Here is a 14,990-nt window from a genome sequence, read left to right as displayed (position 1 = left end):
AATCATTTATCCTTAAATTAAAAAATGGAAGGAAAATTATCTTTTCTTAGGTTACTAAGAAGGTCTTCTTCAAAAAAGAAATTGCTACTTGCCAGTTTAGTCTTTATGTCATTGGGTCTTTCTGCACAGGAGCAAATCACGTTGCAGGAGGCTATTCAATTGAGCTTAAGCCGTAATCTTGATATTAAAAAAGCAGCGCTCGGGTATGACCTCAGCGCACAAGACCTACATCAAGCTAAATCAAACTTGTACCCGAATTTATCTTTGGGAGCAGATAACAGTTATAACTATGGTTTAACCTTTGACCAGACTTCAGGACAGTTGATTCGGGGTAATGACTGGACCAGTAGCGCCAGTACCCGTATTTCGTCTAGCGTGACTCTTTTTCAAGGTTTTCAAAAAGTAAACCAAGTACGTGCAAATAAAATACAATTGAGTATTGATGCAACAACTATTGATAAAGTGAAGAATGATTTAATTCTTTCGGTGGTAACCAATTATTTAGAGGCTATTACGAACAAAGAATTGAATGAAGCTTCGTTGCAGCAGATTAAATTGTCTAAAGAGCAACTGCGTCAGGACAGTATTCAGTTTGAAGTCGGCAATAAAACCATTGCCGATTTGGCGCAAGCACAAAATCAGGTTGCGGTAGACGATTTGAATATTATGAGTGCTGAAAATGCATTTGAACTGTCTATGTTAGCCTTAAAGCAATTGATGGGACGCTCGATGAGTGCGGACTTTGCTATTGTTAAACCGAATATCGAATCGTTGATGTCTACTTATGCAGCTCTTTCTTTTGAGGACGTATTCCAGCAAGCTTTAGCTATACAACCTAATATTAAACAAGCGAGTCAGAGTAAAGAATTGGCCTTAAAAAATATCGATATCGCTAAAGGTGGTTACTATCCTACAATTAGTCTTTCAGGAGGATATGGAACTAACTACTCTTCAAGAGCTACGATACCAGGTACTTTCGAGAAAATGAACTTCTGGGATCAGTTTAATGAGAATAAATCTTTCCGAGGAGGAGTGTCTTTGGAAATGCCGATTTTCAATAATAATCGTACTAAAATAGCGATTAGCAAGGCCAAAATTAATTATCAACAGGCTGAAAACAATGAATCAATTGAACGCAGAAACCTAGAAAAAACAATTGCGCAGGCTTTGTTAGACTTGAAATCTGCCAATAGACAGTATGGAGCTTCACAAGTAGCTTTCAAAACATCGCAAGTAGCTTTTGAAGCTTTACGTGAGCGTTATAACGTAGGGATGGCAAATTCTATTGAGCTTTTTACAGCACAAACAAATATGAATAAAGCGGAGTTCGATATGATTCGCCGAAAATATGAAATGGTATTTCGTGGTAAGGTAATCGATTATTATATAGGAAATCAAATTACATTTTAAATGGCAAAGAAAAAGAATAATCTACCCAAGATATTGGTTGTTGGCGCAGTTGTCGTTTTAGCACTGGTGGTTGCGGGTAGCAAATTAGGTTGGTTTGGCGATGGTGCTGAGCAGAAAGTAGCAGTCGACGAAGTCCAAGAACAAACGATATTTGAATTGGTTTCGGCGAGTGGTAAAGTACAACCCGAATTTGAAGTTAAGTTAAGCTCTGAGGTATCGGGGGAGATTATTGAACTGAATGTTAAGGAGGGAGATATCGTTAAAAAAGGACAGGTTCTTTGTCGCGTTAAGCCCGATTTGTTACAGTCGAGTTATGATCGTGCAGCAGCAGTAGTAAGCCAGCAAAAAGCAAGTTTAGGCGCTGCACAGCAGGTATTGAAGCAGCAAGAAGCTAGTTTTGTCAATACCGAAGCGAGTTATAAACGTAACCAAGAGTTGTTTGGTAAGCGTGTTATTTCTGCGGCCGAGATGGACAAGGCGCGTGCCGAATATGATGGTGCTCGTGCTAGTTTAGAATCCCAGCGTCAGCAAGTTGTCGCTTCTCGTTTTGGTGTTAACCAGTCGGAAGCGCAATTGCAAGAGGCAGGTAACAGCTTGTCACGTACAACCATTTACGCACCTGCCGATGGCATTATTTCTTTGCTTTCTATCGAATTAGGGGAGCGTGTTGTGGGTACAGCGCAGATGGCTGGTACGGAGATTATGCGTATCGCTAATATGTCTACGATGGAAGTAAATATTGATGTGAATGAGAATGACATCAATCGTGTGAAAGTTGGAAATGAGGCTACCATTGAGGTTGATGCTTTCCAAGGACGTAAGTTCAACGGTGTCGTTACGGAAATTTCGAGTTCTTCAACTTCGACAACATCGACTACTTCGGCAGAGCAGGTTACGAATTTCAAAGTAAAAGTACGTATTGAGCCTAGCTCTTATAATGATTTGCAAGAAGGATTGAATAACAACTCTTCACCTTTTAGACCAGGATTGTCTGCTACGGTACAAATTCATACGCGTAGTGAAAAAGGATTAACAATACCAATTCAAGCGGTTACTATTCGTACAGGAACGGCTAAGAAAGACTCGGTAAGCACCGATGAGATTAAAGAGTACGTCTTTGTTTTGAATGGCGATGTTGTGAAAATGACTGAAGTGAAAACAGGCATACAAGACGATAAAAATATTTTAATTACTTCTGGACTTAAAAAAGGAGAATCGGTGGTGTCCAGACCATTCAATGCCATCTCCAAATTACTCCAAGACGGAACACGGGTTAAGAAAGTGACCGCAAGTGAGTTGAAGTAAAACCTTTAGATAAGCATGAGAAATGGGCCGCTTTTTCAATTTTTGGGAGTTGTCGGAACGGGAGCGAAAAGGCTATGTGCTGCTCCTCATGCTTATCCTATTGATTTTAGTGGCGCCGTGGGCTTATCGGCACTTCTTCATAAGTAGGCCTGTAGAGCAGCCTTCTTTAGCTTTGTTAGATAGCTTAATGCTTTCGAATACAGACGTCGCGAAATACCCTCCAAAGGCTCATGACTACTCGCGTTCTAATACCGCTACAGAGCCTTATTTTAAAAAAACGAAAGTTCCTTTATTCTATTTTAATCCGAATCAACTTCCTGAAGAACAATGGTTAGCCCTAGGTTTTTCTACGAAGCAAGTACAAGTAATTAAGAATTACGAAAAGAAGGGTGGGCGCTTTAGAAGTAAAGCCGATTTAGCTAAAATTTATGCTATATCCGATGCGCAGTTTCAAAGAATCTCACCTTATTTGTTATTTGATACAGCTATCGTTCAAAAATCAGCATCTTCTTTTTCCGGTAATGCAAGCTACGCTACGAAGTCTAAAACTTTGTTGATAGACCTGAACCGTGCAGATACCTCCGAATTGAAAAAATTACATGGCATCGGTTCTGCATTTTCGAAGCGTATCGTCGATTTCCGAGAACGACTTGGAGGTTACTCCTCTGTCGCGCAGTTGGCCGATGTTTATGGGCTGTCGCCCGAATTGTTAACTGCTATCCATCCGCAGCTTTATATAGACAGCTCGTTTCCTGTGCAGCAAATATCCTTTAGGACGGCTACTGTTGCCGACTTAATGCGGCACCCTTATATTAATCAGAAGACTGCAACATTGATACTTCGCTACCGCGATCAGCATGCTCCAATCAAAGGAATCACTGATTTAGAAAATATTTTAGCCCTTCCTGAGGGTTTTTTACGTAAAATTGAACCATATTTGAGTTTTAATTGATCATTACTTATGTTAGAAGCGCATTTAAAAGATGTTATTCGGGATATACCTGATTTCCCTAAGCCGGGTATTGTTTTTAAAGATATCACACCCGTATTGAAAGATCAGGAATTATGTACATCAGTTGTTGAAGAGTTTGTTCGCCGCCTAGAAGGCATAGAAATTGACGTCATCGCCGGAATAGAAAGCCGTGGTTTTCTTTTTGGTTTGATGTTAGCCAACCGCTTGAATGTACCGTTTATTCCTATTCGTAAGCAAGGAAAACTTCCGTTTAAGACGATTTCGGAGTCCTATAAGTTAGAGTATGGGCAAGCGACGATTGAGATTCATGAAGATGCTTTCCCTGAAGGTACTAAAGTGCTTATTCATGATGATTTGCTAGCAACAGGCGGTACAGTCGTTGCCGCATCAAAGTTGATTGAAAAACTTGGTGGTGTCGTTAGTGGTTACGCATTTGTGATTAGCCTCGACTTTCTACAAAGCCAGGGCCGTTTAACGCGCTTTAGCGATCGTATTATCTCCTTAGTAGGGTTCTAGGTATATAAAAAATCCCTACCGTTAGTTGTCGGTAGGGATTTTTTATATAAGGTATTTCTTTTTTATACTTTTATTGGTGAGGCCTTCACCTTTTCCTTGAAAAAGATCGCTGCTTTTTCTTCAAAATCTTCGGCGGCATCGGTTGTGTAAAATTGCATATCTCCTCCTTTAGCACACATTTCCTCAACTTCAGTATGACGCTCAAGGTAACCTTGTAAGCTTTTTGCCACCAAATCTCCCTGTGCTAAAATCTGTACATGCGGAGGAACGAATTCTTGAATGATAGGTAGTAACAAAGGATAATGGGTGCAAGCTAGAACAATGCAATCAATCGAAGGATCCATAGCTAAAAGGGCTTTCACATCCTTCTCTACAATATAGCTGCTTGCAGGGCTTTCGATTTCATTATTTTCAACTAAGGGCACCCACATCGGACAGGCATGTTGAAAGACCTTAATATCAGGGTGTAGCTTATTAATCTCTATTTCGTATGATTTGGAGAGCACAGTGCCTGGTGTCGCCAGGATGCCTATTGTCTTTGTTTCGGTAAATTGATGGATAGTTTCGGTCGTCGGACGAATAACGCCCAAAACTTTCTTTCCTACGGGTAAATCATTCTGCTGAATGCTACGAAGCGCTTTCGCGGAAGCCGTATTGCAAGCTAAAATAACAAGATTGCAGCCTAAGTCGAAAAGTTTGAATACACATTCTTTCGTAAAGGTATATACCGTCTCGAAAGACCTTGTCCCATAAGGAACACGTGCATTGTCGCCCAAGTAGATATAATCATAGTCGGGAAGTCGATCTTTAATTTTACGAAAGACCGTTAGTCCGCCAAAGCCGGAGTCAAAAATTCCTATAGGACCTTTTTTAGTGTTATTTTCCATCGCAATCGCCTTTTCGATATCCTACAGGGCGTCTTTTCGGACTGCCGAGGGTACTGCCTTTAGCGTTAACAAAGATGGTTTTTCTTTGTTAGCTTTCCAACAGCCGTAGAAATAAAATAACCGCTTAATGACGATTGTTGAAATAATATAGCATTTGATAAAACGTTTTAGCTATATTTGTCATGCAATGACGATCATTCGTTATTTAGGTTTATAATTGGTTAGTTTGCCGTGAGATTCCCTCCGTTTCTCACGGCTTTTTTATTAAAGTCAATTTATCTTATCATCGATAGTATTTATTAGTATTATCTATTTCGAAACTTATCCTGTTTTAAACACAATAAGTGAGTTCTTATTGTTTTGTTCTGGTGTTTTTTTCGTTGAATACAATAGACAAAATATTGTAGGCTAGATTTTTCCTTTGGGGATACGATGCTCACCTATGTTTAGAGGCAAGCTCTGCTTTACGAAGTGTTGTCTTGAAACAAAAATCCCCTCCAAGGGGAGGGGATTGATTCATTATATAATTTTATAAACCTGTTATTTTAACAAATTAGGTTTTTCTTTATATGTTTTCCAAAGAAGCTCTCCGAATAGCGTATTTGTCCATGCAAACCAATGTCTCGTGAAGTTCTTAGGGTCATCTTTATGGAATGCTTCGTGCATAAATCCTGTATCACCATGGGTTCTACGTAGTGTATCGATACATTCTTTGATTTCCTTATCATCTACAGAGGTCATCGCACGCATAATGATAGCCATCGGCCAAATCATATCGCGTCCGATATGTGGACCGCCAATTCCTTCAGCAGCTGTCCCTTTAAAGAAGAATGGGTTTTTCGGCGAAAGCACGAAGTTTCTAGTACGTTGGTACACTTCATCGTTTACATCTATAGCACCTAAATAAGGTAAGGAAAGTAAAGAAGGTACGTTTGCATCGTCCATCATCATGTAACTACCATATCCATCAACCTCGAACGCGTAAATACGTCCATGCTCTGGGTGGTTTACAATACCATAACGGTTTACGGCTGTTTCAACCTCATTAGCTAATGCTTCCATCTTACCCGCTAGCTCGGTGTTATTTTTTACTTTACGTAAAATCTCGGCAGACTGTCTTAAGCTTGTTACGGCGAAAAGGTTCGACGGAATTAAGAATAAGAAGATTGTACAATCGTCTGAAGGACGGAAACTCGAACAGATTAAGCCTACTGGGTTTACTGGGTAGCCCAAGCCATCAATTTGTAATGTATCTGTTCCGCGCGATGTTGTGCGTGAAAATACATAAGGGCTTGTTCCGTCTTTACGTTGTTGTTCTACAAATGTTTTGTAGATATTTTCTTGTGCAGCAACCCATTCTGCATCAAATGGTGTGCTGTCGTGTGTTTCTTTACAATAGTGGTAAGCTAAACGAATAGGGTAACATAGCGAGTCAATCTCCCATTTACGCTCGTGTAAGCCTGGTTTCATGGTCGTATGATCCGTAAACCATTCTCCTTTTTTCGTAGGGTCATTGTAAAATGCATTCGCATACGGATCGATGTTAATACATTTCGCTTGTTTGTTGATTAATCCTTGAATTAAGTCTTGCAGCTTGCGGTCTTTCTTCATGAAAGGAAGGTAAGGCCACACTTGCGCACTACTGTCGCGTAGCCACATCGCATCAATATCTCCCGTAATTACGTACGTTAACTTTTGTGTAGCTGTAGACTCATCATATATAGTGGTATCCAAGGTGTTTGGAAAACAGTTGTTGAATAACCAGCCTAGTTCTTTGTTCGGTACATTTTTTTGAAATTCCTGAATCGCTTGCTCTATAACATTAGATTTAAAATGTCTTTTGTCAGCAGGAATACGCACGGTCGGAAAAGTTGCTGCAGGAGCACCAAATGAGAAATTGCTTGCTACCATACCAGCACCTAAGGCCATTGTATTTTGTAGGAAAGTTCTTCGTTTCATTATTTCGGATTGTTTTGTTTACAGCTAAAGATAATAAAAAAAAGGTGAAAAGTAGTTGAATAATCGTTTTAGCACGAATTTTGTTACCTAACGATAAATACATAAGATTGTGGTACCTTTGTGATTTAGTTCTTCGGAACAATAATTGCTCTTTTAAATTCAGAATCCCCTAAGTTTATATATGAAGTTCATAAAACCAGTAAGCTTGATTGTTGCCTTGCTTGGACTAACAGCAATAGCACAAGCGCAAATAGGAAATCAAGCCTATTCTTATCAGCAGTATCAAAAATACAATGAGGTATTGTATTCCCCACAAACACGCCTACACACGGCCGTAAAGCCCTATGCTTTCAAAGGCGATTTGCTGTTGAAATTAGATTCTATTGAGTCGGCAAATCGGGTGGATAGCAAAAATTGGTTTTTGCGTAAAATATTTAATGAACATCTAGTCGAAGTAAATAAAGAAGATCATAGCTTTTATTTGGATGTTTTGCCTGATTTTGTCATGGGTAAGGATCTTTTGGGAACGCCTAGGCGTAATACATGGACCAATACACGTGGTTTTCAAGTCGGCTTGACAGTGAACGATAAGTTTTCTTTGCGTGCTAGTGCTTTCGAAAATCAGGCGGTTTTTGCGGAATATCTAGATAACTACATGACGCGTAATGCCATTGTTCCTGGCCAAGGTACTTTAGAGCATCCTGAGCGTAAAACCAAAGATTGGATGTATGCCACAGCAAGTTTAACCTACGATTTTAGTAAATATTTTCAAGCAACATTTGCCTATGATAAAAATCATATTGGTGATGGTTACCGTTCTTTGTTACTCTCTGATTTCTCGTCCAATTACACCCATTTGAAATTGTCTGGAAAGATTGGTAACGTCCAGTATACGTCTATTTGGGCTTATATGAATGATCCAAAAAATCCACGTAGAGATTCTGCAGGTGTTTCTGGTCGTTATGGTGATGGGGCTAAGTGGGGGGCATTTCAATATTTAGACTATAATGCTACCAATCGTTTATCGGTAGGTTTTTTCCAAGCCGTAGTTTGGGCTAATGCAGACGAAGCAGGTCACCGTGGTTTTGATTTTAACTACCTTAATCCGGCCATCTTTTTACGTCCGGTAGAGTCAAATAATTCGAGCTCTCCCGACAAGATGTTTTTAGGGTTAAACGCAAAATATAAAGCATTTAACAATTTGACGGCTTATGGTCAATTTTTGTTGGGTGAATTTACCGCAAAGGAGTTTTTTGCTGGCAATGGTTATGCGCACAACAAATGGGGGGTGCAATTAGGACTTAAAGGATTCGATATTTTTAAGGTTAAGAATCTTAATTTCTTAACGGAGTTTAACGCCGTACGTCCATATACGTACCAGCATTTTTCTTCTGCTTCCAACTACAGCAACAATGGAGAGCCATTGGCACATCCGCGTGGCGCGAATTTTAAGGAGTTTTTAGCTTTGTTTAATTATTCGTGGAAACGTTTTGACTTCTCTATGCAGGGCTTGTATAGCTTGTATGGTACTGATCCTGCGGATGGTCGCAATATGGGTGGAGATATTTTTAAATCGTATTTAGATATTCCGAACACGCATGGTAATTTTATTGGCCAAGGGGTGAAAAATAACCTGTATTACGTTGATGCGAAAGCTGCTTATGTTTTAAACCCTAAGTACAACTTACGTTTGGAGCTTGGCTATAGCCAGCGCTACAATAAGGTACAGGATGTAGGAACGGAGAAATCGGGTGTTATCAGTTTTGGCTTACGTTCTTCCTTCCGCAATTTCTACGGAGATATGTAAGGAAAATGGTATATTTACCCTATAGCAGCAGTATTTAACATGAAGAAAATAGTAGTTATTAACGGACCAAATTTAAATTTACTTGGTGTTCGTGAAAAGAGTATTTATGGCGATAAGGATTTCCTTAGCTTTTTCGAAGACTTGAAAAAAGAATTCTCAGATCATGAGTTAACCTATTTTCAGAGTAACCATGAAGGAGCTTTGATTGATAAGTTGCATGAGGTTGGTTTCTCTTATGATGGTGTTGTTTTTAATGCTGGTGCCTATACGCATACTTCGGTAGCGTTGGGGGATGCCATTGCCGCTATTACCACACCAGTTGTGGAGGTTCATATTTCTAATGTACATCAGCGTGAATCCTTCAGACATCATTCGTATTTAGCAAAAAATTGCGTAGGTGTCATCTGCGGCTTCGGCTTAGCGAGCTATCGATTAGGTATTCAGAGTTTTCTCTAGAAATTTTTAAAAATAATTATAAAAAAGGCCGTATGCTTATTGATTTAGCATACGGCCTTTTTATATGTATTGTGTACTTGTTTTACTGTTTGATCTGTGCGATAATTTTACGGCTCGCTAAGTGAATAATCAAGGCTATAATTGCCGTTAAGCACATGGTGGTCAACATAGGGTAGGGCGTTCCATTATGAAAGTAGCTCACTAAGCACGAAGTTAAAGCTCCAATTCCCATTTGGATACAGCCTAATAAGGCAGAGGCACTGCCGGCTAAGGCTTTGAAAGGCGATAGCGCCAGCGCTGAGGTATTCGGGAAGATAAATCCATGTCCTAGCAAGAAGCAGAATATCAAAATTAACAAGACTGGGAAGGTTAAGATATTTGCCGATAAGCATACAACCATAAGAACACCAATAAACGATTGCCAAATATTGGCCGCTCGGCTAATTTGACTACTATTCCAGCGAGAAAGGATAAATCGGTTAATCTGTGTCGCTATTACCATCGCCGAAGCGATAAAAGCAAAGGCTAGCCCATATTGACTTTGTGTAAGTCCGTAATATTCCTGCATCACAAAAGAAGAGCCTGCTAGATAGCCATACATCCCCGAGGAAGCAATAGAACCAATTAAGCAGTAAATCATAAAGGTCTTATTGCTCAGTACTTCACCAAATTTCGTTAGGATAGCTTTAGGGAGTAAAGAAAAATTTTTATCGCCGGCATAAGATTCTGGTAATAGAAAATAGGTGGCTAAGAATATCAGCGTGCCAATAGTTGCTAAAGAAACAAAAATGTAGTGCCAATCGAAATAGCGAAGGAGTAAAGCTCCTGCACTAGGTGCTAAGATTGGAGATATCGCAATAACTAGCATCAGCAAGCTGAACACTTTTGCTGCGTCGCGTGGTTCATAATAATCTTGTATCATCGCTCTCGAAGCAACCATACCAGCACAGCTTCCTAAAGCCTGCATAAAGCGTAATACGATGAGGTGTTCAATATCCCTGGTGAAAATACAAAGGATAGTCGTTATAATGTAAATCAATAAACCAACGAGTAGCGGTTTTTTACGGCCAAATTTATCAAGCAAAGGGCCATAGATAAGTTGTCCGAATGCGATACCGACAAAGAAGCTGGTTAAGGATAATTGTACTTTATCGACAGAGCTGTTGAAGTCCGTAGCTATCGTTTGGAAAGCAGGGAGGTACATATCAATCGAGAAAGGACCTATTGCGGCTAGGAAGCCGAGTATAAGGAGGACAATCGTTCTGTTTGTTGTTGTTTTATGCATATCAAAATCTAATCTTTCGTCATTGATGTATAGTCCACTACAGGCAAGAACAAATGAGTAGTGGCTATGTTTTAGTCGTTAAAATATAGGGACAAAAACAAAGAACCCATCTGGTGTAGATGGGTTCTTTTATCGTTTTATTTTTTATCCTCTTTGGGCTTTCTAAATATTAAGAATAAGCCGATTAGTATGAAAGGGATACTTAATAACTGTCCCATATTGAAGCGCATACCTGCTTCGAATGCTTCTTGGTTTTCTTTAAAAAATTCTAGGAAGAAACGTGCGCCAAATAGTAATACCAAGAAGATACCAAATAAGTAGCCTGGTTTCGGTTTACTATTCTTTTTGTAGATAGCCCATAGTATAAAGAAGATAGCCACATAAGCAATTGCTTCATACAATTGTGCCGGATGTCTTGGAAGTTGATCATGCTTCTCAAAGACGATACCCCATGGTTTATCTGTTGGTAGACCAACGATTTCCGAATTGAAGAAATTTCCTAAACGTACAAAAGCACCAGCTAGCGGAACAACCAATACCAAGCGGTCTGCAAGCCATATAAAATTAGTTTTTGTATTGCGCGCAAATAGTGCTAGCGCCGTAATGATACCCAATGCACCACCGTGGCTTGCTAAACCTTGAAAGCCTGTTAATTCCCAGCTATCGCCAATTTTGCGGAAAGGCAAGATGATTTCTAAAGGATGACTTGCGTAGTAATCAAATTCGTAGAAAAGGCAGTGTCCTAAGCGAGCGCCAATCAGGGTGCCTAAGAAGATATAAATGCTTAAACGATCTAATAGCTCTTGGCTTTTGCCTGCTTTAGTAAAGATCTGAAGCATCAACACATAGGAAACAACAAAGGCTGCTAAAAAGCATAAAGCATAGTAGCGTAAACCAAAAGATCCCAGTTGAAAAAGAACCGGATCGATATTCCAATGGATAACATTTAAGATAGATGCCATAGTATAATTTTATGCGGTAAATATAAGCTTATCCTTGAATAATTCCATGAATCGTCAAATTTCTTATGCAATTAGTGATAAATTCCTAAATTTGAAAAGAGAGGTGTATATTGTAGGGAACGCTTAAATAAAGATAGAAGTACAAAAATATTTATCTCCTTTATACACAGTAATAAGACAGTATTATGGCAAGTAAAAAGACGAAAAACGACAAAAACCATGTCGAGGTGGTGACTCCAAAATCCGTTAAATTTTTTGAACAGTATATTAATAATCCATCACCAACAGGTTTTGAATGGCAAGGTCAGCGTTTGTGGTTAGACTACTTGAAACCTTATGTTGACGATACCTATATTGACAATTACGGAACAGCAGTCGGAATTATCAATCCGAAAGCTAAATATAAAGTGGTGATTGAAGCGCATGCCGATGAGATTTCTTGGTTTGTAAACTATATTACCAAAGACGGATTAATTTATGTTATCCGTAATGGTGGTTCTGATCACCAGATAGCACCATCCAAGCGTGTACACATCCACACTGATAAAGGATTGGTTAAAGCGGTATTCGGATGGCCAGCAATTCATACCCGTTCAGGAGAAAAAGAGGAAAGCCCTAGCTTGAAAAATATATTCCTTGACTGTGGTGCTACGTCGCAAGAAGAGGTGGAAGCTATGGGAATTCATGTAGGCTGTGTCGTTACTTATGAAGATGAGTTTATGATCTTGAATGATCGTTACTACGTAGGTCGTGCATTAGATAACCGTGCTGGTGGTTTTATGATTGCTGAGGTGGCTCGCTTATTGCATGAGAATAAGAAGAAACTACCTTTTGGTTTGTATATCGTAAACTCTGTCCAAGAGGAAATTGGTCTGCGCGGTGCGGAGATGATTGCTGATTACATCAAGCCAAATGTGGCTATTGTCACTGATGTGACGCATGACACGCAGACACCGATGATTAACAAAATTACGCAAGGAGATTTAGCGTGTGGTAAAGGACCTGTGTTATCCTATGCGCCAGCTGTACAGATTAACTTAAACAAATTGCTGATTGAGGTTGCTGATGCCAATGCCATTCCGTTCCAACGTCAAGCATCATCGCGCTATACCGGAACTGATACGGATGCTTTTGCCTATTCAAATGGCGGAGTACCTTCCGCATTAATTTCTTTGCCTTTGCGTTATATGCACACAACAGTAGAAATGGTGCACAAAGAAGATGTCGACAACGTTATTCGTTTAATTTACGAAGCACTACTGAAGATTGAAGATGGGCAAGATTTTCGTAGTTTTACAAAATAAGACAACAATTATTAACATATAAAAGGAAATAGAAATGGATGTAAATTTTTTGGATTTAAACAACAAAGAGGAGAATACCGAAAATAATAACGAACTAAGTATTGAATTAAGTGAAGAGGTTGCAGAGGGGATTTATAGTAACCTAGCCATCATCACGCATTCATCTTCTGAATTCGTATTGGATTTTATTCGTGTAATGCCAGGTTTGCCAAAAGCGAAAGTGAAATCGAGAATTGTACTAACGCCAGAACATGCAAAAAGACTTTTAGGAGCTTTACAAGATAATGTAAACCGCTTCGAAGCAGGACAAGGGCCAATCAAATCAAATGACCCTGCATTCCCATTAAACTTTGGTGGACCCAAAGGAGAGGCATAAGGCCCAATAATAATTTAAGGGAGCGCTGGTTAGCGCTCCTTTTTTTATGCACGACGATTTTCTAACGAACAATGCGTCGCCAAGACTGCAATCGCCCGAAAGCAGTTCAGCATATACTTGCCATGCTGAAGCACAATTCTTCAGTAAATGGAAACCAATATACTTTTCATTTGTTTTTTAATAAAAATATAAGATGGATATACAAGTAAGAAACTTGACGATTGAGGATTACAAAGATTTAAAGCGATCAATGGAAAAAGCCTACGGCAATGAAGCTGGCGAAGTATGGACCCGTGAGAATATAGAGGATCTTATTGAGATGTTTCCCGAAGGCCAGTTATGTGTGGAGCTAAACGGGCGTGTTGTAGCCTGCGCCTTATCGCTGATTATAGACTCTAAGAAGACTAATATTTATAAAAAATATCATGATATTATTGATGATGGTAAGTTTACGGTTCATGACCCTGAGGGTGACTTGCTCTACGGTATTGAGGTGTTTGTGCATCCTACCCATCGGTCGCTTCGTTTAGGGCGACGTCTGTATGATGCCCGTAAGGAGCTGTGTGAAGAAATGAATCTCAATAGTATTATCGCGGGTGGAAGGATTCCTAATTATCATAATTATGCCGATAAAATGACGCCGCGTACGTACATTGAGAAAGTGAAACGTAAGGAAATTTACGATCCTACGCTTACCTTTCAGCTGTCTAATGATTTTCATGTGCATAAAATCTTAAAGAATTATCTGCCAGAAGATAAAGAGTCAAACGAGTTTGCAACCTTGCTCCGCTGGGATAACATCTATTACGATCCGGATACACGCTCTAGCTCGGTTTCCAAACAGGCCGTACGCTTAGGCTTGGTACAGTGGCAGATGCGCTTGTTCAAAGATGTAGAAGCTTTTTACGACCAAGTAGAGTTTTTTGTGGATGCCGTGAGTGACTACGGTGCAGATTTTATCTTGTTTCCAGAATTCTTTAATACGCCTTTAATGAGCCCTTACAATGACCTTCCTGAGCGTAACGCTATGGAAAGGTTAGCTTCCTTAACGGATGATATTGTACGTAAAATGCAAGAGCTTGCCATCTCCTATAATGTCAATATTATAGCGGGTTCCATGCCTATCATAGAGTATAAAAAGTTGTATAACGCATCTTATTTATGTCATCGTAGTGGTAAGTTGGACGTACATAAAAAGATTCATATCACACCCAATGAGTTGAAGTATTACGGTATGGCGGGAGGGAATGATATTCAGGTTTTTGATACCGATTGTGGTAAAGTCGGTATGCTGATCTGTTACGATGTCGAATTTCCGGAATTAGGACGTATTATGGCTGATCAGGGTCTACAGATTCTTTTTGTACCGTTTATGACCGATACGCAAAATGGATACCTACGCGTGCGTGCCTGTGCGCAAGCACGAGCCATTGAAAATGAATGTTATGTCGCTATTGCCGGCTGTGTGGGCAACTTGCCGCATGTGAATAACATGGATATACAATATTCTCAATCCGCCGTATTTACGCCGTCCGACTTCGCTTTTCCTAACAATGGTATAAAGGCGGAGGCTACGCCGAATGCAGAAATGGTTTTAATAGCCGATTTAGACCTATACGCACTTCGCGATTTGCACGAATATGGTACTGTTAAAATATTGAAAGATAGACGTAAGGATTTGTACGAAGTACGGATGCTGAAAGGAAATAACTAATAGCTGAACATAAAAAGAGCTGCTTAGCAGCTCTTT

General features: G+C 39.6%; 13 protein-coding genes. 9 read left to right on the top strand and 4 right to left on the bottom strand.

Going from position 1 to position 14,990, the window contains the following annotated elements; all coding sequences use genetic code 11:
* Window positions 1–24 precede the first annotated feature (24 nt).
* Genes WH223_RS06670 through WH223_RS06655 form a run of 4 tightly spaced genes read left to right on the top strand, consistent with a single transcriptional unit; the run spans window position 25 to window position 4,204 of the window.
* Complete coding sequence (locus WH223_RS06670) at window positions 25–1,410, top strand: TolC family protein (protein ID WP_340046767.1); 1,386 nt, start codon at window positions 25–27, stop codon at window positions 1,408–1,410.
* Window positions 1,411–2,715 (top strand): efflux RND transporter periplasmic adaptor subunit, encoded by a 1,305-nt coding sequence (locus WH223_RS06665; RefSeq protein WP_340046766.1) that lies wholly within the window; start codon window positions 1,411–1,413, stop codon window positions 2,713–2,715.
* A gap of 22 nt (window positions 2,716–2,737) precedes the next feature.
* Window positions 2,738–3,667, top strand: a complete 930-nt coding sequence (locus tag WH223_RS06660) for a ComEA family DNA-binding protein (RefSeq protein WP_340046765.1) — start codon at window positions 2,738–2,740, stop codon at window positions 3,665–3,667.
* A gap of 9 nt (window positions 3,668–3,676) precedes the next feature.
* Entirely contained in the window at window positions 3,677–4,204 is a 528-nt protein-coding gene (locus tag WH223_RS06655) for an adenine phosphoribosyltransferase (protein ID WP_340046764.1), read from the top strand.
* 62 nt (window positions 4,205–4,266) lie between these two features.
* Here the strand turns inward: WH223_RS06655 and murI are convergent, their stop codons facing one another.
* Both murI and WH223_RS06645 read right to left on the bottom strand, forming a co-directional pair.
* Window positions 4,267–5,091: a glutamate racemase gene (gene murI, locus WH223_RS06650; RefSeq protein ID WP_340046763.1), complete on the bottom strand. Its 825-nt coding sequence runs from the start codon at window positions 5,089–5,091 to the stop codon at window positions 4,267–4,269.
* A 540-nt stretch (window positions 5,092–5,631) separates the two neighbouring features.
* Window positions 5,632–7,050, bottom strand: a complete 1,419-nt coding sequence (locus WH223_RS06645; RefSeq protein WP_340046762.1) for a glycoside hydrolase family 125 protein — start codon at window positions 7,048–7,050, stop codon at window positions 5,632–5,634.
* A gap of 181 nt (window positions 7,051–7,231) precedes the next feature.
* Here WH223_RS06645 and WH223_RS06640 point away from each other — a divergent pair, with 181 nt between their 5' ends.
* Window positions 7,232–8,857, top strand: coding sequence for a gliding motility protein RemB (locus WH223_RS06640; RefSeq protein ID WP_340046761.1), 1,626 nt, complete (start codon window positions 7,232–7,234; stop codon window positions 8,855–8,857).
* Window positions 8,858–8,896: 39 nt separating this feature from the next.
* Window positions 8,897–9,313, top strand: coding sequence for a type II 3-dehydroquinate dehydratase (gene aroQ / locus WH223_RS06635; protein ID WP_340046760.1), 417 nt, complete (start codon window positions 8,897–8,899; stop codon window positions 9,311–9,313).
* A gap of 82 nt (window positions 9,314–9,395) precedes the next feature.
* On the opposite strand, the gene WH223_RS06630 is transcribed toward aroQ, so the two are convergent.
* The gene (locus tag WH223_RS06630; protein WP_340046759.1) at window positions 9,396–10,598 is read right to left on the bottom strand and encodes a multidrug effflux MFS transporter; all 1,203 of its coding nucleotides are present in this window, start codon (window positions 10,596–10,598) and stop codon (window positions 9,396–9,398) included.
* A 137-nt stretch (window positions 10,599–10,735) separates the two neighbouring features.
* Window positions 10,736–11,560 (bottom strand): prolipoprotein diacylglyceryl transferase, encoded by an 825-nt coding sequence (gene lgt / locus WH223_RS06625; protein ID WP_340046758.1) that lies wholly within the window; start codon window positions 11,558–11,560, stop codon window positions 10,736–10,738.
* Between the two features lie 185 nt (window positions 11,561–11,745).
* On the opposite strand from lgt, the gene WH223_RS06620 reads away from it, so the two are divergent.
* From WH223_RS06620 to WH223_RS06610, 3 genes are all read left to right on the top strand, one after another.
* Entirely contained in the window at window positions 11,746–12,864 is a 1,119-nt protein-coding gene (locus tag WH223_RS06620; protein WP_340046757.1) for a M42 family metallopeptidase, read from the top strand.
* Window positions 12,865–12,898: 34 nt separating this feature from the next.
* Window positions 12,899–13,240, top strand: coding sequence for a DUF3467 domain-containing protein (locus WH223_RS06615; RefSeq protein WP_340046756.1), 342 nt, complete (start codon window positions 12,899–12,901; stop codon window positions 13,238–13,240).
* A 193-nt stretch (window positions 13,241–13,433) separates the two neighbouring features.
* Window positions 13,434–14,954: a bifunctional GNAT family N-acetyltransferase/carbon-nitrogen hydrolase family protein gene (locus WH223_RS06610; protein WP_340046755.1), complete on the top strand. Its 1,521-nt coding sequence runs from the start codon at window positions 13,434–13,436 to the stop codon at window positions 14,952–14,954.
* Window positions 14,955–14,990 lie beyond the last annotated feature (36 nt).

Origin of the sequence: Sphingobacterium sp. MYb382 (genome assembly GCF_037572665.1) — a bacterium.
GTDB lineage: Bacteria > Bacteroidota > Bacteroidia > Sphingobacteriales > Sphingobacteriaceae > Sphingobacterium.
The sequence above is the reverse complement of the archived record's forward strand: the minus strand, read 5'-3'. Positions and strand labels throughout refer to the sequence as shown.

Bases quoted from the DNA above. Each gene is read 5' to 3' on its own strand.
- WH223_RS06670 (WP_340046767.1), top strand. From the start codon at position 25: ATGGAAGGAAAATTATCTTTTCTTAGGTTACTAAGAAGGTCTTCTTCA.
- WH223_RS06665 (WP_340046766.1), top strand. From the start codon at position 1,411: ATGGCAAAGAAAAAGAATAATCTACCCAAGATATTGGTTGTTGGCGCA.
- WH223_RS06660 (WP_340046765.1), top strand. From the start codon at position 2,738: ATGGGCCGCTTTTTCAATTTTTGGGAGTTGTCGGAACGGGAGCGAAAA.
- WH223_RS06655 (WP_340046764.1), top strand. From the start codon at position 3,677: ATGTTAGAAGCGCATTTAAAAGATGTTATTCGGGATATACCTGATTTC.
- murI (WP_340046763.1), bottom strand. From the start codon at position 5,091: ATGGAAAATAACACTAAAAAAGGTCCTATAGGAATTTTTGACTCCGGC.
- WH223_RS06645 (WP_340046762.1), bottom strand. From the start codon at position 7,050: ATGAAACGAAGAACTTTCCTACAAAATACAATGGCCTTAGGTGCTGGT.
- WH223_RS06640 (WP_340046761.1), top strand. From the start codon at position 7,232: ATGAAGTTCATAAAACCAGTAAGCTTGATTGTTGCCTTGCTTGGACTA.
- aroQ (WP_340046760.1), top strand. From the start codon at position 8,897: ATGAAGAAAATAGTAGTTATTAACGGACCAAATTTAAATTTACTTGGT.
- WH223_RS06630 (WP_340046759.1), bottom strand. From the start codon at position 10,598: ATGCATAAAACAACAACAAACAGAACGATTGTCCTCCTTATACTCGGC.
- lgt (WP_340046758.1), bottom strand. From the start codon at position 11,560: ATGGCATCTATCTTAAATGTTATCCATTGGAATATCGATCCGGTTCTT.
- WH223_RS06620 (WP_340046757.1), top strand. From the start codon at position 11,746: ATGGCAAGTAAAAAGACGAAAAACGACAAAAACCATGTCGAGGTGGTG.
- WH223_RS06615 (WP_340046756.1), top strand. From the start codon at position 12,899: ATGGATGTAAATTTTTTGGATTTAAACAACAAAGAGGAGAATACCGAA.
- WH223_RS06610 (WP_340046755.1), top strand. From the start codon at position 13,434: ATGGATATACAAGTAAGAAACTTGACGATTGAGGATTACAAAGATTTA.